Source organism: Allobosea sp. R86505, from assembly GCF_042466375.1.
Classification (GTDB): Bacteria; Pseudomonadota; Alphaproteobacteria; order Rhizobiales; family Beijerinckiaceae; genus Allobosea.
Genome location: NZ_JAXHPY010000001.1, coordinates 4,096,059 through 4,117,804 on the forward strand (window position 1 = coordinate 4,096,059; position 21,746 = coordinate 4,117,804).

The 21,746-nt window shown below is 69.1% G+C and carries 19 protein-coding genes; 7 read left to right on the forward strand and 12 right to left on the reverse strand.

The window, feature by feature from the left end:
* Positions 1 to 110: 110 nt before the first annotated feature.
* From SJY11_RS19790 to SJY11_RS19800, 3 genes are all read right to left on the reverse strand, one after another.
* Complete coding sequence (locus tag SJY11_RS19790; RefSeq protein WP_376988451.1) at positions 111 to 1,298, reverse strand: FAD-binding protein; 1,188 nt, start codon at positions 1,296 to 1,298, stop codon at positions 111 to 113.
* 174 nt (positions 1,299 to 1,472) lie between these two features.
* Positions 1,473 to 1,757 (reverse strand): GIY-YIG nuclease family protein, encoded by a 285-nt coding sequence (locus tag SJY11_RS19795; RefSeq protein WP_376988452.1) that lies wholly within the window; start codon positions 1,755 to 1,757, stop codon positions 1,473 to 1,475.
* 58 nt (positions 1,758 to 1,815) lie between these two features.
* Positions 1,816 to 3,252: an FAD-binding oxidoreductase gene (locus tag SJY11_RS19800; protein ID WP_376988453.1), complete on the reverse strand. Its 1,437-nt coding sequence runs from the start codon at positions 3,250 to 3,252 to the stop codon at positions 1,816 to 1,818.
* Positions 3,253 to 3,515: 263 nt separating this feature from the next.
* On the opposite strand from SJY11_RS19800, the gene SJY11_RS19805 reads away from it, so the two are divergent.
* On the forward strand, positions 3,516 to 4,421 hold the full coding sequence (locus tag SJY11_RS19805; protein ID WP_376988454.1) for a LysR family transcriptional regulator: 906 nt from the start codon (positions 3,516 to 3,518) through the stop codon (positions 4,419 to 4,421).
* Here the strand turns inward: SJY11_RS19805 and SJY11_RS19810 are convergent.
* Positions 4,394 to 5,350 (reverse strand): DUF3313 domain-containing protein, encoded by a 957-nt coding sequence (locus SJY11_RS19810; RefSeq protein WP_376988455.1) that lies wholly within the window; start codon positions 5,348 to 5,350, stop codon positions 4,394 to 4,396. The two genes, SJY11_RS19805 and SJY11_RS19810, sit on opposite strands and share 28 nt — an antisense overlap.
* A 195-nt stretch (positions 5,351 to 5,545) precedes the next feature.
* Between SJY11_RS19810 and SJY11_RS19815 the strand changes: the two genes are divergently transcribed.
* Entirely contained in the window at positions 5,546 to 6,496 is a 951-nt protein-coding gene (locus tag SJY11_RS19815) for an SMP-30/gluconolactonase/LRE family protein (protein ID WP_376988456.1), read from the forward strand.
* Positions 6,497 to 6,513: 17 nt separating this feature from the next.
* Here the strand turns inward: SJY11_RS19815 and SJY11_RS19820 are convergent, their stop codons facing one another.
* From SJY11_RS19820 to mscL, 3 genes are all read right to left on the reverse strand, one after another.
* The gene (locus SJY11_RS19820) at positions 6,514 to 7,578 is read right to left on the reverse strand and encodes an AbrB family transcriptional regulator (RefSeq protein ID WP_376988457.1); all 1,065 of its coding nucleotides are present in this window, start codon (positions 7,576 to 7,578) and stop codon (positions 6,514 to 6,516) included.
* A 134-nt stretch (positions 7,579 to 7,712) separates the two neighbouring features.
* A complete protein-coding gene (locus tag SJY11_RS19825) occupies positions 7,713 to 8,903 on the reverse strand; it encodes a pyridoxal phosphate-dependent aminotransferase (protein ID WP_376988458.1) in 1,191 nt (396 codons plus the stop codon).
* A gap of 122 nt (positions 8,904 to 9,025) precedes the next feature.
* Positions 9,026 to 9,445, reverse strand: a complete 420-nt coding sequence (gene mscL, locus SJY11_RS19830; RefSeq protein WP_376988459.1) for a large conductance mechanosensitive channel protein MscL — start codon at positions 9,443 to 9,445, stop codon at positions 9,026 to 9,028.
* Between the two features lie 158 nt (positions 9,446 to 9,603).
* Between mscL and SJY11_RS19835 the strand changes: the two genes are divergently transcribed.
* On the forward strand, positions 9,604 to 13,173 hold the full coding sequence (locus SJY11_RS19835; protein WP_376988461.1) for a hybrid sensor histidine kinase/response regulator: 3,570 nt from the start codon (positions 9,604 to 9,606) through the stop codon (positions 13,171 to 13,173).
* A gap of 25 nt (positions 13,174 to 13,198) precedes the next feature.
* On the opposite strand, the gene SJY11_RS19840 is transcribed toward SJY11_RS19835, so the two are convergent.
* Entirely contained in the window at positions 13,199 to 13,783 is a 585-nt protein-coding gene (locus SJY11_RS19840; RefSeq protein ID WP_376988462.1) for an acyl-CoA thioesterase, read from the reverse strand.
* 162 nt (positions 13,784 to 13,945) lie between these two features.
* Between SJY11_RS19840 and SJY11_RS19845 the strand changes: the two genes are divergently transcribed.
* The 3 genes from SJY11_RS19845 (at position 13,946) to SJY11_RS19855 (ending at position 15,395) form a co-directional block, all read left to right on the forward strand.
* On the forward strand, positions 13,946 to 14,458 hold the full coding sequence (locus SJY11_RS19845) for a tyrosine phosphatase family protein (RefSeq protein WP_376988463.1): 513 nt from the start codon (positions 13,946 to 13,948) through the stop codon (positions 14,456 to 14,458).
* A 147-nt stretch (positions 14,459 to 14,605) separates the two neighbouring features.
* Complete coding sequence (locus tag SJY11_RS19850; RefSeq protein WP_066724416.1) at positions 14,606 to 15,070, forward strand: Lrp/AsnC family transcriptional regulator; 465 nt, start codon at positions 14,606 to 14,608, stop codon at positions 15,068 to 15,070.
* A gap of 67 nt (positions 15,071 to 15,137) precedes the next feature.
* Positions 15,138 to 15,395: an exodeoxyribonuclease VII small subunit gene (locus SJY11_RS19855; protein ID WP_066724419.1), complete on the forward strand. Its 258-nt coding sequence runs from the start codon at positions 15,138 to 15,140 to the stop codon at positions 15,393 to 15,395.
* Between the two features lie 27 nt (positions 15,396 to 15,422).
* Here SJY11_RS19855 and SJY11_RS19860 read toward each other — a convergent pair whose 3' ends face one another.
* Positions 15,423 to 16,283, reverse strand: coding sequence for an N-acetylmuramoyl-L-alanine amidase (locus SJY11_RS19860; RefSeq protein ID WP_376988464.1), 861 nt, complete (start codon positions 16,281 to 16,283; stop codon positions 15,423 to 15,425).
* Between the two features lie 215 nt (positions 16,284 to 16,498).
* On the opposite strand from SJY11_RS19860, the gene SJY11_RS19865 reads away from it, so the two are divergent.
* Complete coding sequence (locus SJY11_RS19865) at positions 16,499 to 17,419, forward strand: pirin family protein (protein WP_376988465.1); 921 nt, start codon at positions 16,499 to 16,501, stop codon at positions 17,417 to 17,419.
* Here the strand turns inward: SJY11_RS19865 and SJY11_RS19870 are convergent.
* The 3 genes from SJY11_RS19870 to SJY11_RS19880 all read right to left on the reverse strand — a co-directional run bounded on the left by SJY11_RS19870 (position 17,397) and on the right by SJY11_RS19880 (position 21,696).
* On the reverse strand, positions 17,397 to 18,620 hold the full coding sequence (locus SJY11_RS19870) for an MFS transporter (RefSeq protein ID WP_376988466.1): 1,224 nt from the start codon (positions 18,618 to 18,620) through the stop codon (positions 17,397 to 17,399). The genes SJY11_RS19865 and SJY11_RS19870 overlap by 23 nt on opposite strands.
* 80 nt (positions 18,621 to 18,700) lie before the next feature.
* The gene (locus tag SJY11_RS19875) at positions 18,701 to 20,113 is read right to left on the reverse strand and encodes an amidase (protein WP_376988467.1); all 1,413 of its coding nucleotides are present in this window, start codon (positions 20,111 to 20,113) and stop codon (positions 18,701 to 18,703) included.
* 5 nt (positions 20,114 to 20,118) lie between these two features.
* The gene (locus SJY11_RS19880) at positions 20,119 to 21,696 is read right to left on the reverse strand and encodes an ABC transporter substrate-binding protein (RefSeq protein WP_376988468.1); all 1,578 of its coding nucleotides are present in this window, start codon (positions 21,694 to 21,696) and stop codon (positions 20,119 to 20,121) included.
* Between the last annotated feature and the right edge of the window lie 50 nt (positions 21,697 to 21,746).

The window sequence follows — 21,746 nt, forward strand, 5'->3', positions numbered from 1 at the left end:
CCTGCCGTTTGCGCATGGAGCACAATGGCTCCGTTGCGCTTGAGCGATCGGCGGCGGGCCCTCACCCCTGCCCCTCTCCCACCCGGGAGAGGGGTTCCCCGCGCCCTTCCTCACACCCCCGCATACATCCGGCCGGGCTCGAAAATCCCGGCCGGATCGAAGCTCGTCTTGATGCCCGCCGTCAGCCGCATGAGCGGCTCGGTCAGCGGCTCGAACACCGGCACGCTCGCGCGGATCGCGGCAGGCGCGCGCACCAGCGTGGCATGACCGCCCAGCGGCCTGATCGCAGCGCGGATGGCGCCCGCCGCGGCATCCGCGCCGGCAGGCACCGCGAGCCAGACCAGCCCGCCGCCCCAGTCGTAGAACCAGCGCGCGCCCGGCACCCGCGCCGCAATGGCAGCGGTCGCCTTGGGGCCGTCGGTCGGCGCGACGGACAGCCGCCAGACAGCCTCCTCGCTGCCGGCGAAGAAGCGGGCGTCGCGGACATCGCGCCAGAGTTCGACGGAGGCCTCGCCCTCGATCATTTCGGGGGTGCCGTGGGCCGCCAGCAGCGCGATCAGTTCGCGGCTGCGGTAGTCGATCGAATCGGAGAAGTTCTCCAGCCGCAGCAGGGTGCGGGGCTGCTCGGCGCCGAGGCCGGCCGGCAGATGCGCGGCGGCGAAGGGCTCATAGGGCGAGCCCAGCGCGGTGCAGAGCAAGGCGACCGCCCCCTCGTCCGAAAGGCCGCGCCAGACCAGGGTCAGGATGCGCTCCGGCTTCGGCAGCACGCGGAAGGTGACCTCGGTGAGGAAGCCGAGCGTGCCGTAGCTGCCTGCGACGAGCTTCACCAGGTCGAGTCCGGTGACGTTCTTCATCACCCGCCCGCCGGATTTGATCGCCTCGCCGCGGCCATTCACCAGCCGGATGCCGATGAGCGAGTCGCGCGCCGCGCCGGCATTGATCCGGCGCGGGCCGGAGATGTTGCCGGCCGCAACCGCGCCGATGGTCGGCTCGCCTTCCGTGCCCAGCAGCGCGCGGTGGTCCATCGGCTCGAAGGGCAGCATCTGGCCGCGCTCGGAGAGCGTGCGCTCGACCTCGGCCAGCGGCGTGCCGGCGCGCGCGGCGATGACCATCTCGGCCGGCTCATAGAGCGTGATGCCGGTGAGGCCGGCGCTGGAGAGCGTGCTCTGCGTCTGCGTCGGGCGGCCGAGCCCGGCCCGCGTGCCGCCGCCGCCGATCGACAGCGGAACGCCGCTGTCGATCACCGATTTCACGATGGCGCAGGCCTGCGCCTCGGTGGTGGGAATGTGGAGGGTCATGCGCTCCCTCCTGTCTTTCCGGGGCTTCGCGCAGCGAAGAACCCGGAACCCACGACCGGGCGAGCGGCTTCGAATTCCGCGCGAAAGCACATCATTGAACAGGTTTCACCCGGTCGTGGGTTCCGGGTTCGGCCCTTCGGGCCGCCCCGGAATGACAGGGTGGCGCGATGCCCCTCAAGCGAGCCCTTCATAGAGGTCTTTCCATTCGGGATTGATCTCCTCGATCAACGTGATCTTCCAAGCCCTGCGCCACTTCTTCAACACCTTCTCGCGGTCGATGGCATCCCGGATGTCGGCGAACTCTTCGTACCAGACCAGACGATCGACATCGTAACGGCTCGTGAAACCGGCGTTCTGCTTCGCCTTGTGCTCATGGATCCGCCTGGCGAGATCGTTGGTGACGCCGAGATAGAGCGTGCCGCTGCGCTTGCTGGCCATGAGATAGAGGAAGTACGCCATCTCTCACCCGGTCGTGGGTTCCGGGTTCTCGCTTCGCGAGCCCCGGAAAGACAGGCTCTTACGCCGCCACCCGCCCTTCCAGCGGAAACACCTTCGCGGGGTTGAGCAGCCAGCGCTGGTCGAACACCGCCCTCACCCGCATCTGCTGGTTCAGATCCTCCGGGTTGAACTGGAAGGTCATCAGGTCGCGCTTCTCGATGCCGACGCCGTGCTCGCCGGTCAGGCAGCCGCCGACCTCGACGCAGAGCTTGAGGATGTCCATGCCGGCATCCTCCGCCTTCTGCGCCTCGATGGGGTCGTTGCAGTTGTAGAGGATCAGCGGGTGGAGATTGCCGTCGCCGGCATGGAAGACATTGGCGACGCGCAGGCCGTAGCCCTTCACGATCTCGTCCATGCGGCGCAGCACATAAGGGAGCTGGCCGGTGGGAATGGTGCCGTCCATGCAGATGTAGTCGGCGATGCGGCCGGTGGCGCCGAAGGCGGATTTGCGGCCCTTCCAGATCGCGGCCGCCTCCATCGCCGATTTGCTCTCCTTCACCGTCTTGACGCCATGCTCGCGGGCGATGGCGACGATGCGGGCGAGTTGGGCGTCCATCTCGGTGTCGGAGCCCTCGACCTCGATGATCAGCAGCGCCTCGACATCCATCGGATAGCCGGCATGGGCGAAGGCCTCGCAGATCTCGATGGCGGGCTTGTCCATGAACTCCATCGCGACGGGGATGATGCCCGCGCCGATGATGGCCGCCACCGCCGCACCGGCCTGCTCGCTGGTCGGGAAGCCGAACAGCACGGGCCTGGCGCCTTCGGCCGCGCGCAGGATGCGCACCGTCGCCTCGGTGATGATGCCGAGCTGGCCTTCGGAGCCGTTGATCAGGCCGAGGATGTCGTAGCCGGCGGCATCGAGATGGGCGCCGCCGACCTCCACGATGCTGCCGTCGAGCAGCACCATCGTGACGCCGAGCACATTGTTGGTGGTGACGCCGTATTTCAGGCAATGCGCCCCGCCGGAGTTCATGCCGATATTGCCGCCGATCGAGCAGGCGAGCTGGGAAGACGGGTCGGGCGCGTAGAAGAAGCCCTCGGCCGAGACCTCGCCAGTGACGGCGAGATTGGTGACGCCGGCCTGCACCTTCGCGGTGCGGTTGGCGTAGTCGATCGAAAGGATGCGGTTCATCTTGGAGACGCCGATGACGACGGCATCCTCCTGCGGGATGGCGCCGCCGGCGAGCGAGGTGCCCGCCCCGCGCGGCACCACCGGCACGCCCTGCTCGCCGCAGAATTTCAGCACGGCTGCGACTTCTTCAGTCGTCGAGGGCAGTACTACCGCCAGCGGCAGGCGGCGATAGGCGGTCAGCGCATCCGTCTCATAGGGGCGGCGCTCATCCTCGGCGGTGATCAGCGCATCGGGCGCGACCAGCCGGGCGAGGCCGGCGACGATCTCGTCGCGGCGCGCCAGGATTCCCGGATCGGGCAGCGGAAAGGCGATGGCGGACATGATGCGGTTTTCCCCGGTCTTATTCAGATCGAAATGAAGCGCGGGAACCCCTCCCCCTTGTGGGGAGGGGTAGGGGTGGGGGTCGACCGACCGGGTGAGCGATCACCAGGCGGCACCACCCCCATCCCCATACCCTTCCCCACAAGGGGGAAGGGAGGAGCGCGACGAACCAACCTTCAGAGCAACCCTAGACCAATTCCAGCATCCTTGCAGTGCGACCAACGTTCATGATTGTTTCCAAATCGGAAAAGATAGGACCCACCATGGACCGGTTCGGCGACCTCGACGTCTTCGCCCATGTCGTGACGGCGCGCAGCATGTCGGCCGCCGGGCGGCAGCTCAACCTGTCGCCGGCCGTAATCTCCAAGCGCATCCGCCGGCTCGAGGAGCGGCTGGGCGTGCGGCTGTTGCAGCGCACGACCCGGCAGCTCTCGCTGACCGAGGCCGGACAGGGCTTCTATGAGCGCGTGGTCTCGATCCTGTCCTCGATCGAGGACGCCGAGGCCTGGGTCGCCAGTGGGGCGGGCCAGGCGCGCGGGACGCTGCGCGTCTCGGCGCCGACCTCCTTCGGGCGGCTCCACATCGCGCCGCATCTCAAGCCCTTCCTCGACGCGCACCCGCTGGTGAGCGTCGAACTCGTGCTCGGCGACGGCTTCATCGACATCGTCGGCGAGGGCTTCGATCTCGCCATCCGCATCGCCGATCTCAGAGATTCGAGCCTGGTCGCGAAGCGGCTGGCGCCGAACCATCGCGTGCTCTGCGCGACGCCGGGCTATCTTGCTGCAGCGGGCGTTCCGGCCACGATCGACGACCTCTCGCGCCATACGCTGATCGCCCACAACACCGACCACTGGAAGCTGGACGCCCCTGACGGGCCGGTCACCGTGCGCGTCGTCGGCCCGCTGCGGACCAATTCCAGCGAGGTCGTGCGCGAGGCGCTGCTGGCAGGGCTCGGCATCGCCTTGCGCTCGACCTGGGATGTCGGGCCGGAGCTGAAATCGGGGGCACTGCAGCGGGTGCTGCCGGCCTATTCCGTCGGCAGCCGCGTCGCCATTCACGCGGTCTATCCGAGCCGCCGGCACATGGAGCAGAAGGTGCGCGCCTTCGTCGATTATCTCGGCGAGCTCTACGGCCAGACGCCCTATTGGGATGCCGGGCTGACCTTGTAGGCGGGCAGGCGGTCCGGGCCGGCGACGTCCGCGGGCGTGCCCAGCCCGGCCGCGCCCCGGTCGGTCCATTCGGGAGGTGCGCCCACGATGCCGCCGATCAGCCCCGTCACGCCGGGCGCGCGGCCGAAGGCCTCGCAGACGGCCTGCTTCGGCGCCCCGCCCGCCATGGCCTGGAGGCGCTGCCCCGAGGGCAGCGCCGGCATCTTTCCGAAGGGGCTCTCGCCCGTGACGATCAAAGTGCTGAAGTCATCCCCGAAGGCGCTCGCGAATTCATAAGCGTCTCCGGCTGCCGAGACGCGCGTCGTGCCGAAGAGAGCATTGGCGCCGCGGCCCCAGATCATCGCGGCGCGCTGCTCGCCGGCCGCGCCCCGCGCCTCGGCCTCGACGGAGAGGCTGCCGAGCCCGATCGGCAGGCGCAAGGTCGGGCCGGGAATGTCAGGCAGGAGGACGGATTTGGCGATGGACGCCGCCTTGGACGCCGCAGCCGCGTATTCATTGGTGGGCACGATCTGCGAGACGAAGGCCTGCACGGTCAGATCGGCCGGTCCGGAGCGGCGAACGGTCAGTCTCTCGCTCAGGCCCACACACAGCGAACGATCGACCGCATTAGCGATGAGTTGCCGCTGCTCCGGCGTCAGCGGCGTGGCTGCCGCCTTGCCGACAAAGGATGTCGGGATCAGCCGCACCGTGCTGGCGCCCAGGATGGCGGGCTTGTCGATCGCGATGCGCGACTGCGTCAGCATGCCGTCCGAGCGGCCGAGCCCGCCATAGGAGGACAGCGCGCCCGCCTCGTCCAGCGAGGCGGTGGCGCAACCGCCGGAGAGCTCGCCCAGCAGCAGGGCCAGGGCGCCACCGGCCGGTGCGCCCGCCCGCCTCGCCGTCGTCTCTCTCCCACCATGGCGGCCAAGGCAGGGCCCGTTCTCGCGCATCGCCAGCCCATCCGTTCCGACAGATCGATGGCCCGGAACAAGGCGGAGATTGGGGCGATCTTGCCGATGCGCCGCGGATGGAAACCCGCGGAAACCAAAATCAGCTCGGGACAGTCGCCGCGCGCAGGCGCCTTTGCCCGGCTTGCCCTGCCCGGCCTGATCCCCGATGGTCGGGCACCATCTGGAGACAGGTTCATGTTCGGCATCCTCGACGGCACGGGCTCGACGGTGCTCGACCCGCGCTTCCACCGCGTCATTCCCGGCTCGGCCCGGGTCGAGCGGCTCTGGACCGGCTCGCGCTGGGCGGAGGGGCCGGCCTGGTTCCGGGCGCACAACACGCTGGTGTTTTCCGACATCCCCAACGACCGGATGCTGCGCTTCGACGCCATGAGCGGGCAGACGAGCGTGTTCCGGCAGCCGGCGCGCAACAGCAACGGCAATACGGTCGATCCCCAGGGGCGGCTCGTCACCTGCGAGCATGGCGGGCGGCAGGTGACGCGCACTGAGCATGACGGCTCCGTCACGGTGCTGGCGAGCCATTGGCAGGGGAAGCGGCTGAACTCGCCCAACGATGTCGTGGTGAAGTCGGACGGGTCGATCTGGTTTACCGACCCCGATTACGGCATCCTCAGCGACTATGAAGGCAACAAGGCCGAGAGCGAGATCGGCGCCTGCCATGTCTACCGGATCGACGGGCAGAGCGGCGCGCTCGCCATCGTCGCCGATGATTTCGTCAAGCCGAACGGGCTGGCCTTCTCGCCCGACGAGCGCATCCTCTACATCGCCGACACCGGCGCCAGCCACGATCCGGTCCATGGGCCGCGCCATATCCGTGCCTGCGAGGTCTCAGCCGACGGCACGCGGCTGACGGGCTCGCGCGTCTTCGCCACCTGCACGGCCGGCCTGTTCGACGGCTTCCGGCTCGATGTCGAGGGCCGGATCTGGACCAGCGCTGCCGACGGCGTCCACGTCTATCACGCCGACGGGACGCTGATCGGCCAGATCGCGATCCCCGAGGTCGTCGCCAATGTCTGCTGGGGCGGGCCCAGGCTCAACCGCCTGTTCATCTGCGGCACCAGTTCGCTCTATGCGGTGATGACCAACACCAATGGAGCGACCTGGCCCGGGGCTGCGATCAGCGCCTGATCGCGAAGCGCTTCTCCTCAGCGCTCCGGCGGCCGGCCCGGGATCCGGTCGATCAGGAACGGCATCGCGAAGCCGATGATCAGGAAGCGCATCAGGTGGTGGGAGCCGACATAGAGCGTGTCGAGCCCCATCGCGAAGGCGAGCATCGCCATGGCCTCGAGGCCGCCGGGCGCGAAGGCGGTCATCGAATCCGCATAGGACACTCCGGCGAGCAGCGCCGCCGGCCAGGCGAAGGCGAAGGCGACGCCGAGTGAGACGAGCAGGCCACCGGCCGCCAGCGGAAACAGCCCCAAAAGCTCGCGCCGCGGAATGGCGCAGACGCGCCCGCCCATGGTTGAGCCCAGCATGACCAGCACCGCGATCTGCACCGCCGGTGGCAGGCTGCCCTCGACGAGGCCGGTGCCATGCGCCACGGCGCTGGCGAGCGTCGCGCCGAACATCATCGGCGCCGCGACGCCCATGCGGTCGAGCACGAGCCCGACGCCGAAGCCGGCGAGCAGCAGCAGGAGCATCGTCCAGGGATCGAGGATCTTCGCCGGCGGCACCGGGACGTCGGAATGCAGCCCCGTCAGTTGCATCAGGCTGGGCAGCAGCGCGACCAGCACCAGCAGCCGAAACAGCTGGACCACCGAGATGCGGCCGATATTGGCGCCTTTCGACTGGGCGACGGCCAGCACTGTCGCCAGGGCGCCGGGCGCGGCCGCCAGCAGCGCATCCAGCCAGGACCAGCGTGCGACATAGCGCAGATAGGCGCCGGTAGCGGCCATGATGCCGGCCATGGCGAAGAGCAAGATGATCAGCGAGGCGGGATAGCGCACCGCCGCGGACAGCGCCTCGGGTGTCGCGGCCGAGCCGATAATCGTTCCCGAGAGCAGCACGGTGGAATCGAACCAGGAGCGCCGCAGCACCGGCAGGGGTCGCACGAACGCGACGAGCGCGCTCAGGATCATCGCGCCGGAGAGCCAGGCGGCCGGTGCCCCCAGCAGGGAGAACAGCGCGCCGCCGGTCGCAGCGATGGCGATGACGACCGCCTCACGGGAGAGGACAGCCAGCGTCTTCGAAGGGTAACCTGTGCCCGCCATGATGTCCCGCCGCGCTGCTGCAATGCAGCATCGCTGTCATGGCGACAGGGCGGGCCGGGGTCAATTTCGCGAGCGGCCCGCGCCACGCACGGCCGTCATGCGCGCCGGGCCTGCAAGCGGCTCCCCGGCCGTCCTCAGCCGGCCAGAGCGCGCTGCAGCCGGGCGACGGTCTCGACCAGATCGGGGGCCTTGCGGGCGAAGCAGAGCCGCAGGCCGGTCTCGCCGCCAGGGCCGAAGGCGGTGCCGGGCGCAAGCCCGACATTGGCCCTGTCGACCAGGTCGATGGCGAGCGCCCGGCTGTCCTGCCAGCCATCGACCGAGAAGAACTGGTAGAGGGCTCCGTCGGGCGGGGACAGGGTGACCCGGTTGGTCGCCTTGAGCCCCTCCGCGATGATCTGGCGGCCTTCCTTGGCGCGGGCGATCTGTTCGGCGACGAAGGGCTCGCCCTCGTCGAGCGCGGCGATGGCTCCGCGCTGGACGAAGACCGGAACGCCGGAGGTCGAATACTGGATCAGGTTCTCGATGACCTGGCCGAAGGCGGGCGGGGCCTCGATCCAGCCGACGCGCCAGCCCGTCATGGCCCAGTTCTTCGAAAAGGTCTGGACGAAGAGGACGCGGTCCTCCGCCTCCATCACGTCATGGAAGGAGGCGGCGCGGGCGGAGCCGTCATAGACGAAGCGGGCATAGATCTCGTCGGCGATGATCCAGAGGCCATGCTTGCGCGCCAGTGCCAGGATCGCCGCCAGCTCGTCCTTCGTGGCTGTCCACCCGGTCGGGTTGGCGGGCGAGTTGATGGCGATGGCACGCGTCTTCGGCGTGATGGCGGCGGCCAGCCGATCGAGATCGAGCGAAAAGCGGCCCTGGACATAGTCCATCGGCACGTTGACCGGGATCGCTCCCGCGACGCCGATCGCGGCGCCGACATTCGGCCAGGCCGGCGTGGGGATGACGACCTCGTCGCCGGGTCCCGTGATCATGCGCACGACGATCTGGACCGCCTGCATGCCCGAGCCGGTGATGAAGAAGGAGTCCGTGGAAAAGGGCCGGCCATAGAGCGCCGTGTGGTAGCGCGCCAGCGCTTCTCTGAGATCCGGGATGCCGCGCTGCCAGGTGTAGAAGGTCTCGCCTGCGGCCAGCGAGGCGTTGGCGGCCCGTGCGATGAAATCGGGCGTCGGCAGGTCACCCTCGCCGACCCAGAGCGGGATCAGCCCCTCCTTCATCCGGCCGTGGTTGACGACCTCGACGATGCCGCTTTCCGGCGCGTTGCGCGCCTCGGGGCGCAGCGACGACAGCAGGCTGGTGCCGGCGACAGGAGCGGTGGACATCGTTGGCGACCTCACAGGTTAGACCGCACTGCTTTAGCCGATGATGGCGCGCGCAGGCATGAAATCGCGAGATCGGGTCGATCGGTCGCGGTGATGAATCGACGCGACCGATCGCGCATCCGTCAGACCGTCTTTTGCTTCAGCAGGTCGCGAATCTCGGTGAGAAGGACCACGTCCGCCGCCGGCGGGGTCGGCGCTTCGGGCTTGGCCTCCTCGGCGCGGCGCAGACGGTTGATGCCCTTCACCACCAGAAACAGCACGAAGGCGATGATCAGGAAGTTCAGCGCGACCGTCATGAAGGAGCCATAAGCGAGAACCGCGCCCTGCTTCTTGGCCTCCTCGAGGACCGGGGCCGTGACGGCGCTGTTCAGGCCGACATAGTAGTTCGAGAAATCGAGGCCGCCGAGCGCGCCGAAGAACGGCATGATGATGTCGGACACCAGCGAATCGACGATCTTGCTGAAGGCCGCGCCGATGATCACGCCGATCGCGAGATCGACGACATTGCCTTTCAGCGCGAACTTCTTGAATTCCTCGATCATCCGTAAGATCCTTCCGTTGTTTTTCGGCCGATCTCGCCCGGCCGTGCCGCGTCTCTGGGTTGACGTTAGAGGAAGCAGCGGGTTTGTGGAAACCTGTTTCCTCGCTTCGATCTCCTCCTCTAAGGTCCGGCCGGTGACGCGGCTGCGATGGAGGCAGAATGATCCCCGCCTGGTCCGTGGTCCTCGTGGCGCTGGCCTATCTGTGCGCGCTGTTTGCGATCGCGCATGCCGCCGACACCTCGGGCCGGCGCCTCGTCGGCGGAAGGGCGCGCGCGACGATCTATGCGTTGGCGCTCGGCGTCTACTGTACCTCCTGGACCTTCTATGGCTCGGTCGGCTTCGCCGGTCGCGCGGGGCTCGATTTCCTCGGCATCTATGTCGGGCCGATCCTGGTGATCGGCTTCGGCCACCGCTTCGTCTCGCGCATCGTCGGCATCGCCAAGTCCCAGAACATCACCTCGGTCGCCGACTTCGTCGGCGCGCGCTATGGCAAGAGCGAGCGCGTAGCGGCGCTGGTGTGCCTGGTCGCCGTCATCGGAGCCCTGCCCTACATCGCCCTCCAGCTCAAGGCCGTGGCGAGCTCGCTCTCCGTCCTGCTGGCGGCGACGGGTGGCCGGCCTGCGGCCGCGGACGCGCCCGTCCTGACCGACCTGGCCTTTCTCGTGGCGATGGTGCTGGCCGGCTTCGCCTGTGCCTTCGGCACGCGCCATATCGACGCCACCGAGCACCAGGACGGGCTGGTGCTGGCCATCGCGGTCGAATCGCTGGTCAAGCTCGTCGCCTTCCTCGTGCTGGGCGTGTTCATCGTCTACGGGCTCTATGACGGTCCGGGCGACCTTTTCGCCCAGGCGGCGAACCTGCCGGGCGGCGCAGCGCCGATCTGGGAGCGGACCTCGAACTGGCCCACCTTCCTGACGCTGACGCTGCTCTCGGCCTGCGCCGCGCTGCTGCTGGCGCGCCAGTTCCACATGACGATCGTCGAGAACCGCGACAGGGGCGACGTCCGCCGCGCGGCCTGGATGTTCCCGCTCTATCTCGTCCTGATCAACCTCTTCGTGCTGCCGCTCGCGATGGCCGGCGAACTGCTGATGCCGGGCTCGGGCATCGACCGGGACATGACGGTCCTGCTGCTGCCACTGCAGAAGGATGCCGGGCTGCTCGCCCTGCTCGTCTTCGTCGGGGGGCTTTCCGCGGCCACCGCCATGGTGATCGTCGCCTCGGTCGCCCTCGCCATCATGATCTCGAACCATCTCGTCATGCCGGTGCTGCTGCGCGGCCGCCGGGCGCTGAGCGACCCGGCCGGCTCGGCGGTGGCGATCGACAGCGAGGGTTCCGGCAACGGCACGATGGGCGGCGATCTCGGTTCCCAGGTCGTGATCATCCGGCGCGTGGCGATCCTGTGCGTGATCCTGCTCGGCTATGCCTATTACCGCGCCGCCGGAGAGCAGGCGCTCGTGGCGATCGGGCTGTTGTCCTTCGCGGCGACGGCACAGATCGCGCCCGCCTTTTTCGGCGGACTGGTCTGGCGCCGCGGCACGGCGCTCGGCGCGGCGGCCGGGCTGATCGCGGGCATCGCCACCTGGGCCTATACGCTGCTGATGCCGAGCCTGGTGCGGCCGGGCAGCATCTGGAGCGACATCGTCGCCAACGGGCCGCTCGGCCATGCGGCACTGCGGCCCGAGGCGCTGTTGGGGCTCGATCTGCCGCCCCTGCCGCATGGCGTGTTCTGGAGCCTGGGCCTCAACCTGCTCGCCTATGTTGGCTTCTCGCTGCTGCGGCCGGCGACCGCCATGGAGCGCCTGCAGGCCAACGCCTTCGTCGAATCGGACCGGGCGACGATGGCGCAGTCCTTCTCGCTCTGGCGCTCCAGCGTCACCGAATCCGAGCTGCAATCGACGATCGGGCGCTATCTCGGCCAGGAGCGGACGCAGCGCGCCTTCGAGGGCTTCGCCAGCAGCCGTGGCGAGGAACCTCATCCGACACGGGATGCCGACATCCACCTGCTGCGCTTCGGCGAGCATCTGCTCTCCTCGGCGATCGGCGCTGCCTCCTCCCGGCTCGTGCTCTCGCTGCTGCTGCGGCGGCGCAACCTCACCACCGAAGCCGCCTTCAAGCTGCTCGACGACGCGTCCGCGGCGCTGCAGTACAACCGCGACATCCTCCAGCACGGGCTCGACCATGCCGGCCAGGGCATTACCGTGCTCGATCGCGATCTGCGCCTGCTCGCCTGGAACCAAGCCTTCATCCAGCTCTACGACCTGCCGCCCGCGATGGTGCGTTTCGGCACGGGACTCGACGAGATCGTGCGCTACAATGCGGCGCGCGGCGCCTATGGCGACGGCCAGCAGGACGAACTGATGGCGGCGCGGCTGCAGAGCTTCGTGCGCGACCGCGAGCCGGTCCGGCTGAAGCTCTATCCGTCCAAGAAGGTCATCGAGATCCGGACCAATCCGCTGCCCGATGGCGGCTTCGTCACGACCTATACCGACATCACCGAGGCCGTCGCCGCGCAGGAGGAACTCGAGCGCACGAATGAGAGCCTCGAGCGGCGCGTCGTCGAGCGCACCGAGGAGATCCTGCGCGTCAACGCCGAACTGCAGCGGGCCAAGGCGGAAGCCGAGGAAGCCAACGCCTCCAAGACCCGCTTCCTCGCCGCCGCCAGCCACGACATCCTGCAGCCGCTCAACGCGGCGCGCCTTTATGCGACCTCTCTGGTGGAACGCGACCGCGCCGCGGGGAGCCCCGATCTCGCCGAGAACATCGACGCCTCGCTCGACGCGGTCGAGGAGATCCTGACTGCGCTGCTCGAGATCTCGCGGCTCGACGGCGGAGCGATGAAGCCCGAGATCACGTCCTTCCGGCTCGACGAGCTGCTGCGCCAGCTCCAGCGCGAGTTCGAGCCGAGCGCGCATGAGAAGGGCCTCAAGCTCATCTTCATGCCGACGAGCCTCGCCGTGCGTTCGGACCGGCGCCTGCTGCGGCGCCTGCTGCAGAACCTCGTTTCCAACGCGATCAAGTACACGCCGAGCGGCAAGGTGCTGATCGGCTTTCGCCGGCGCGGCGGTCAGGTCTCCGTGGAGGTGCTCGATACTGGGCTCGGCATCCCGCAGGGCAAGCAGAAGACGGTGTTCCGCGAGTTCCAGCGGCTCGACCAGGGCGCCAAGGTGGCCCGCGGACTGGGACTCGGCCTGTCGATCGTCCAGCGCATCGCGCGCACGCTCGATCACAAGCTGACGCTCGATTCGGTGCCCGGCCGGGGCAGCCGCTTCGCCGTGCTGGTGCCGCGTGCCTCGCCGCTGCCCGAGATGAGCACCGGCCCGGCGCCTCGCGCGGTGCCGGCCGGGCAGCTCGCCGGGCTGAAGCTTCTGGTGATCGACAACGAGCCCGCCATCCTGGACGGGATGAAGCGCCTGCTCGAGGGCTGGGGTTGCCAGGTCACGACGGCGGCGAGCCTGGATATCGCGCTGGCGCTGCAGAAGCGAGCCGCGCCCGATGCGGTGATCGCCGACTACCATCTCGACCATGGCAATGGACTGACCGCGATCAGCACCCTGCGTGAACGGTCGCGCCGGCCCCTGCCCGCGATCCTGCTGACGGCCGACCGCTCCCCGAATGTGCGCGAGGCGGCGGCCGCGCTCGACGTCCATCTGCTCAACAAGCCGCTGAAGCCCGGCGCCCTGCGCGCCCTGCTGGCCCAGTGGCGGGCGACGCGCTTCGCCGCGGAATGAGCGGCGAAGGCGCCGAATGGGCGCGTCAGGCGGTGGCGCTGGCGGCGGTGCTGCGCATCGCGTCCTCGGCGGCGAGGAAGGCGTCGACATCCGGCCGCGGCGGGGGACTTTCCGCCTGCGTCCCGATCTCGGTCATCAGCCGCGCTACCGGCACATAGGCCCGCGCCGCGCGGTCATAAAGCGCCACCCGGACGAGCGCATGGGCCGCGATTGTCTCCGTACCGTCCCGGCCCCGCGTGACCAGGCGGTGCTCGATCACGAGCCAGGTTTGCGTCCAGCACAGGATGGCGGTGTCGAGGCGGAAGGGCTGGAAGGCGCGCAACTCCCGCCGGAAGCGGATCATGCCGCCATTGACAACCGGAACCCAGCGGTGGCGCAGCACCGCCCGCCAGAGCTTGGTGCGCAGCATCAGGTCGGTGCGACCGAGATCCATCAGCGACCAGTAGCGGCCGTTGTTCATGTGCAGGCTGGTGTCGAGATCATGAGGCCAGACGCGGAAGGAGAGCCGCGACGGCTCGGCCAGCGGTTCCAGCCGCGGGCGGAAGGGGCTCGTCACGAGGAGCCAGATCAGGCGGAACCAGAGATTCATGGCGAACTCGCGCGAGGACATCGCCCCGGTCGGGCCCTTCTAGGGGGTAATCGTTCACATGTAAACGAAACGGCCCGCCGCGCGGCCGCATGCGAGCCTGCGCCGGGGAGAACGGTGGGCCCGGGATGACGGCCGCGCCCGGGTGGATTATGCCCTTCGCACGCCCCAGCCGGAGACCTCCCAATGCCGACCTTGCACGTCTCCCCGCTGTCGAAGCTGCACGAGACCGACGCCGCGGTGCGACCGAGCCATCTCGTCACGCTGATCAATGTCGGCACCGCCGTGGAACGCCCGGCCGGTATCAGCGAGGCCAACCACCTGTTCCTCGGCCTGTCCGACATCAGCGCGCCGATGGAGGGCCATGTCGTGCCGGCCGAGGCCCATGTCGAGCGCTTCCTCGCCTTCACGCGACGCTGGGACCGCACCGCGCCGCTCCTGATCCATTGCTGGGCTGGCATCAGCCGCTCGACGGCCGCCGCCTATATCGCGGCCTGCGCGCTGGCGCCGGAGCGCGACGAGGCGGAGCTCGCCGCCCGCCTGCGGCAGGCCTCGCCCTCCGCCACGCCCAATGCCCGGCTCGTCGCCATCGCCGACGCCATGCTCGGCCGCGACGGGCGGATGCGCGAGGCCATCGCCGGCATCGGGCGCGGGGCGGACGCCTTCGAGGGCACGCCTTTCAGGCTGACATGGGACTGAATCGCCCCGCATGCGCTGACAGCTTCGTGCGGCCACGGCGGCCATTGACGCCGAAAGCAGCGCAGCCCTGCTGAAATCGATGCAGAAGATTGCTTGCGCTCCGGCGATTTTCGCAGGATTCATCCCCGCCGGGGAGCCAGGGCCATCATGACCATCGAACTCGATTCACGCGACCGCGCCATCCTGCGCATCCTGCAGGCGGATGGCCGGATCACGAATTCCGATCTCGCCGAGAAGGTGCATCTGTCGCCCTCAGCCTGCCTGCGCCGGGTACGCCAGCTCGAGGAGAGCGGGCTGATCCGCGGCTATGCGATGATTCTCGACGACAAGATCGCGGGGTTTCCCGGCACCGCCTTCGTCTTCGTGACGCTGGACCAGCAGGGCCGCGCCTCGCTGGAGGGCTTCGAGCAGGCGGTGCAGAACCTGCCCGAGATCCTCGAATGCCATTTGCTCGCCGGCGCGCATGACTATCTGATGCGGGTGATCTACCGCGACAGCGCCGATTTCGAACGCATCCACACCGACATCATCACGCAGCTGCCCGGCGTCACCCGCGTCCAGTCGACGCTGACTCTGCGCTCGATCAAGAAGAGCTCGGCGCTGCCGGTATGAGCCATCGGGCGGGGTTGCAGCCCGGGCCGCTCCGGCGGATAAGCGACGCGACAACGGGAATCATGCCGTGAGCGAAGCCATCTCCAACGACGACGTCGCCGCCCTGCCCTTCGAGGCGGCGCTGAAGCAGCTCGAGGACATCGTCGCCCGGCTGGAGCGGGGCGACGTGCCGCTCGAGGAATCGATCGCGATCTACACCCGCGGCGAGGCCCTCAAGGCGCGCTGCGACGCGCTGCTGAAGCAGGCCGAGGCGCGCATCGAGAAGATCACGCTGTCCGCCGACGGCAAGCCGACCGGCACCGCGCCGCTCGACGTGGACCGGTAGCCGACCGGGCGGCCGCGCCGGACGCGCTCAGGCGGCGACCGGCACGAGCCAGTTCATGTGAACGAAGCCGGTGACGTCGTCGTTGCCGGCGATCACCTCGGCGACGAGGGCCCAGTTTCCGACGACCTCGACCACATGGACCGTGGTGTCGTGCGGCAGCTTCTTGATCACGCGGCTGTTGGCGAGGCCGGCATTCTCGCGCAGGTTGAGCCCGTCTCCCGGGGCATTCACCCGGAAGAGCCGATTGTCGAAGGCATCATCCTCGCGCCCGAAGACCCGCGACCGCAGGCTGTCCATCGCCATCGCCGGGCCGGGGTCGATCTTGCGCATCGGCGAGATGTCGTCATGGCCGACGAGATCCCAGCCCTGAACTCCATAGGCGGAGACGATGGCCCTGCAGGCGCCGATGAGGGCCTCCATCTGGGCCTCGTCGAAGATCTCCCAGCCATGGTCCTGACCGGGAAAATGCTTGTGGGGCGCCAGCATCACGCGGCTGGCCGGGACACTGGCGCCGGTCCAGCTCACCCAGCCCCCGCCGGCTGTCCTCGAGAGCTTGCCCCAGTTGACGACCTCGATCCCGACCGAGTGCTGATTGATCCCGTCATGGCCGCGCCAGCGGCTCGCACCGGCATGCCAGGCGACGCGATCGAACGGCACCATCTGGGTGATCTTGCCGTCGTGGTCGATCACCAGATGCGCCGAGGTTCGCCCGTTGGGCGACTGCGACTTGAAGGTCTGGATCGCTCCGGCCGCGGTCGCGCCAGCGGTGTAGTGCACCACGAGGATGCTGGGCGCGCCGCCCGCCAACTGTCCGCCCATATTGGCGGTCGGCACGAAGGTCGCGAATTTTCCGCCATCGAGCTTCAACCGGTGATTATCGACCTTCATGGCCGCCCCCGAGATCTTGCGACCCGATCCTCCCCGGGACCCGCGTCGCCCCACTGCCTTGCTGGCAGCCCGAACAGGCAACTACATCTCTGAAAATACATCAATAGAAATTACAACTTTAACGAGCATCAATCGCTAGGCCCACCGCAGATGAGGCGGGCTTGCCCGTGGGCCTGACAGCCCGCACTCTGGCGGCATCACCGGAGAGGTTCGCCATGTCCCAGTTGCCCGCCGAAGACCCCGTTCTGGGCGATGCCCGCTCCTGCGAGGCGATCGAGCAGGTGATCGTGCCGCGCGCGCATGATCTCGGCGGCTTTTCGGTCCGGCGGGCGCTGCCCTCGATCGGGCGCAAGATGGTCGGGCCCTTCATCTTCTTCGACCAGATGGGGCCGGCGGAGTTCCTGCTCGGCCAGGGCATCGATGTGCGCCCGCACCCGCATATCGGGCTCTCGACCGTGACCTATCTCTTCGACGGCGAGATCATGCACCGGGATTCGCTCGGCACCGCGCTGCCGATCCGTCCCGGCGCCGTCAATCTGATGACGGCGGGGCGCGGCATCGTCCATTCCGAGCGCACCGGGCTGGAGGAGCGCCAGAAGCCGCCGAAGCTGTTCGGCATCCAGGCCTGGCTCGCCTTGCCGAAATCGCATGAGGAGACGGCGCCGGCCTTTGTCCACCATGCCGCCCCCGAACTGCCGCGGATCGTCGAGGGCGGCAAGCGCATCAGCCTGATCATGGGCTCGGCCTATGGCGAGACCTCGCCCGTCAGCTTTCCCTGGGACGCGCTCTATGCCGAGGCCGTGCTGTCGCCGGGCGCGATCCTGCCGCTCGACCCCGATTATGATGAGCGCGCCATCTACATCGTCTCGGGCCGGGTCGACATCGCCGGAGACGAGTTCGGCGCCGGGCAGCTGCTGATCTTCAAGCCGGGCGACCGCATCTCGATCCTCGGCATCGACCAGACCCGCCTGATGATCGTCGGCGGCGAGCCGATGGACGGCCCGCGCCACATCTGGTGGAACTTCGTCTCCTCCTCGAAGGAGCGCATCGACCAGGCCAAGGCGGAGTGGAAGGCCGGGCGCTTCGACACGGTACCGGGCGATGAGGCCGAGTTCATCCCGCTGCCCGAGGGGTGAGTTCCCCCTCCGGCATCGCCTTCAACCGCGGCATCGGCGAGGCAAGGATCGCCAGCGTCGAGAGGGCGAAGAGCGCGACCGGCAGCGCCATCGCCGCCTCCAGCCCCCAGCTTTCCGCAGCGAGCCCACCGGCCAGCGCCCCGAGCGGGCGCATGCCGTAGATCGCCGTGGTCAGCGTCGCGCTGACGCGGCCGAGCAGATGCGGCGGTGTCACCGCCTGGCGCAGGCTGGTCTGGGCGATGAACCAGAGGATCGGCCCGAAGCCGAAGAGGAAGAAGGCGAGCGCCAGCGCGGGCCAGCCGAAGGCGGGCGGCGCCAGCGCCAGCAAGGCGGCCCCGACGCAGGATGAGGCCGGGCCGAAGACGAGGACGATCCCCACCGGCAGCCGCGCAATGAGGGTCGCGCCACCGAGCGCGCCCGCGATCAGCCCGGCGCCATAGACGGCCGTGGCGAGGCCGATCCGTTCCGGGGCCAGCAGCAGGATGCGCGCGGCATAGGGCGCCGCGATCGCGGTGAAGGCGAAGAAGGCGAGGTTCCAGGCAATGGCGCAGAGCGCGATCGGCCGCAGATAGGGGTGGCGCGCGACGAAGCGGCCGCCTTCGGCGATGGCGAGGTGGAGCGGCAGGCGCGGCTGCGATGGTGGGCGCTCGCCCGGGAGGCGCGAGGCTGCGGCCAGTGCCAGCACGCCGGCGAGCGCGCAGAGGCTCAAGCCGAGCCAGCCCTGCCCGCGCGAAACCGCCCAGCCGGCGATCAGCGGCGCCGCGAGGCTGAAGACGGCGCGGCCGAGTTCGAGCCGGCCATTCGCGCGCGGCAGGTCGGCGATCGGGACGGTGCGCGGCATCAGCACGAAGATCGACAGCGCGATCACCACCGCGCCGGCTGCCGCGGCGAAGCTCGTCGCGGCCAGAAACCAGCCGGTGTGGCCGACCGCCAGCAGGGACGCCCCTGCCGCGGCGCCGGTCGCGATCAGGGCACCGCCGAGGCGAATGAGGTCCCGCGGCGCGAGCCGGTCGGCGAAGACGCCGGCCGGGAGCGAAACCAGCAGCCAGGCCGCCGACTGGGCCGCGACCAGAAGGCCGACGAGACGCGGGCTGGCGCCTCCCTGCGTCGCCGCCAGCGTGATCGTGTCGAGCGCCAGCCGGTCGGCGAACTGGGCCATGGTGCCTGAAAGCAGCAGGATCGGGAAGGAAGAGGAGGACATCGGGGGCTCCTGCCGAAGGGTCGGCAGGTGATGTCAGCCGGCGCCGGCGCGTCCCACCCGTTTCCTGTGGAGGCGGGCTCTTAGGCCACCATCGGCGGCACAGCGAGGTGGTGCTCCGTCGCCTGCTGGAAGGCGAAGCCGATGCGCAGCGCCATCGCCTCCTGATAGCTAAGGCAGGAGATCTGCAGCGAGAGCGGCAGTCCCGACGCGGTGAAGCCGTTGGGCAGCGACAGTCCGCACATCTCCATGACATTGCCGAAACGGGTCAAGAGCGACGGCATCACGTCCTGGTCGACCGCATCGAGCGGGATGGCGGGGGTGGCGGTGGTCGGCGTCAGCAGGGCGTCGATATCGGCCATCGCCGTGGCGAGGTCGCGCTTGGCCTGGGCCTGGAAGGCCTTTGTGGCCAAATAGTCCTGCGCCGACAGATCGGCTCCGGCGAGCAGGCGGGCGCGCACCGCCGGGTCGAGCGGCAGGGTGGGATCCTGCGCCATCGCCCCGCCGTTGAAGAAGGCCTCGGCCATGACGATGCCGCTCGTCGTGGTGAAGTGCTCCAGCGGCCAGGGCAGGTCGATGTCGACGATCTCGGCACCGAGGCCGGCCAGCGTCGTCAGCGAGCGGTCATATGCGGCCAGCACCTGCGCGTCGCAGCCGGCGCGGTCGCGTTGCGGCATGCGGGCGAGACGCAGGCCGCGCACGCCGCGCCTGAGCGTCGGCATCGGGCTCTCGGGCATGACGCCGCGGGTGTTCGGATCGGCCTCGTCCGGTCCCTGCAGGACGTCGTAGAGCAGCGCGCAATCCTCGACGCTGCGCGCCATTGGGCCGGGCGTGTCGAGCGATGCGGAGAGCGGGATGATGCCGGTGACCGGGATGCGCCCGATCGTCACCTTGAGCCCGGTAAGGCCGCAGAAGGCGGCCGGAAGCCTGACCGAGCCGCCCGTGTCGGTGCCGATCGCCCAGGGCGCCAGCCGCGCCGCCACGGCGACGCCGGAGCCGCTGGAGGAGCCGCCCGGCGTGTGCGGCACGGCTTCGTTCCAGGGATTCCAGGGCGTGCCCATCTGTTCGTTGGTGCCCCAGCCGCCATAGGCGAACTCGACCGTATGCGTCTTGCCGAGCACGATCATGCCCTGCGCGAACATGCGCCTGGCGATGGTCGCGGTCATGGTCGAGCGACGCCCGCGCCAATGGGCCGAGCCGCCCGTGGTGATGCGCCCCTCGAGATCGATCAGATCCTTCAGCGCGACGGGCACACCATGCAGCGGCCCCACCGCATGGCCGGCACGGATCGCCTTCTCCGCCGCCTCGGCCGCCAGCCGTGCGTCGGCAGCATAGACATCGACGAAGGCGTGCAGCTTCGGGTCGAGGCGCGCGATCCGGGCCAGCAGCGCCTCGACGACATCGACGGGTGAGAGCCGCCGGGCCGCGATCTCCCGCGCCAGGACATGGGCCGGCCACAGGGCCGGGTCCGTGCTGCTGCGAGAGGCGGTGTCCATGAGGGTCACTGCATGCTGATGCGGGTCAGATCGACGAACCAGGATTGCGGGGAGACGAAGCCCTGGACCTTCTTCGACATGGCACGCGGGTTGAGGTCATGGACAACATACAGCCAGGGCGGGTCGTCCACCAGCCGCGCATGCGCGAGCGCGGTCTGCTCCTCGATCACGCGGGGGTCGCTGGCCGCCGCCAGCCTGGCCAGCGCCGCCTCGAAGGCGGCATCCTTCCATTGCGGGAAGTTGAAGCCGTTGGGCGGGGCACTGGCGGCGCCGAAATAGCGCGCCATCACGCTCGGATCGGTTGAGGGCCCGCTGATGTTGAGCGCGAGCGATCCGCCGAGCGAAGGCTGGTCCGGCTGGGCCCGCATGCTGTTGAGCAGCACCTGCCACTCGGTCACGTTGAAGTCGATCCGGATATCGCAGGCCTCCTTCATGCTGGCCTGGAGGAACTCGTTCATCGGCAGCGGCGCCATCTGGCCCGACCCGGAGGTGGAGATCATGACCTTGAAGCTCAGCGGCTTCTGCGGGCCGAAGCCCGCCTCGGCCAGCAGCGCCTTCGCCCTGGCGGGGTCGAAGCGGTAGCGGTTGGCCGGTTTGCCGAAGGCGGCGTCGCTCGCCTTGAGCCAGCCGATCGCCGGCTCGGCCATGCCGTTGAGCAAAGCGACGATGCCGTCGCGGTCGACGCAGTAGTTCAAGGCCTGGCGGACGCGGACGTCCTTGAGCGGGCTGTCCGTCGCGCCGATGTTGAACAGCCAGGGCCAGACATGCGGGTAGGAGCCGGTGGTGATGGTGAAGCCGGCCTGCCGCAGCGACGGAATGCCGTCGGTCGGCGGTGCCTCGATCCAGTCCACCTGCCCGGTGCGCAGCGCGGCGAGCCGCGCATTCGCTTCGGGAATCGGCAGCAGCACGACCCTGTCGAGCCTCGCCTTGCCGGCGACGTTCCAGTAGCCGTCATGGCGCACCAGTTCGACGCGCTCGCGCGGCAACACGCTGGCGATCTTGAACGGGCCGGTGCCGGCGGAGGGCAGAAGCGCCGTCTTCGCCCAGTCGCGCCCGGCCTTCTCGAAGGAGGCGGGCGAGCTCAGCAGCGCCAGAGAGATCATGTAGGGGAAGTAGGACGCCGCCGTGCTGGTGGTGATCGCCACCGTGGAGGCGTCGATCTTCCGGTAGCCTGTCATGATCGGGGCGCGGGCCCGGACGATTCCCGCTGCCGGCGCCTCGAACTGGGGCGCATCCTTGTTGAAATAGCGCTCGAAGTTCCAGATCACGGCGTCGGCGTCGAAGGGCGTTCCGTCATGGAAGGTGACGCCGCGGCGCAGATGGAAGATCCATGTCTTCGGATCGTCGGCCGCCTGCTCCCAGCGCTCGGCGAGGCCCGGCCGCAGCGGCGCCAGACGGTCGGTCGTCGTCAGATCCCACAGCACCAGGCTCTCGAAGACCGGATAGCCCAGGAAGCGCATGCCCTCGAAGCCGTTATTGGGCAGGCCCGTCGCGGTGGGGATGTCGGAGGCCGTCATGGCAATGCGAAGCGTGCCCTGAGCCCCCGCCGGCGCGGCCATACCGGCCGAAATCAGGCCGGCCATCAGGCCGACCTTGAGCGCCCTGATGAACCGACCCGCAACCCTGCTCGCAT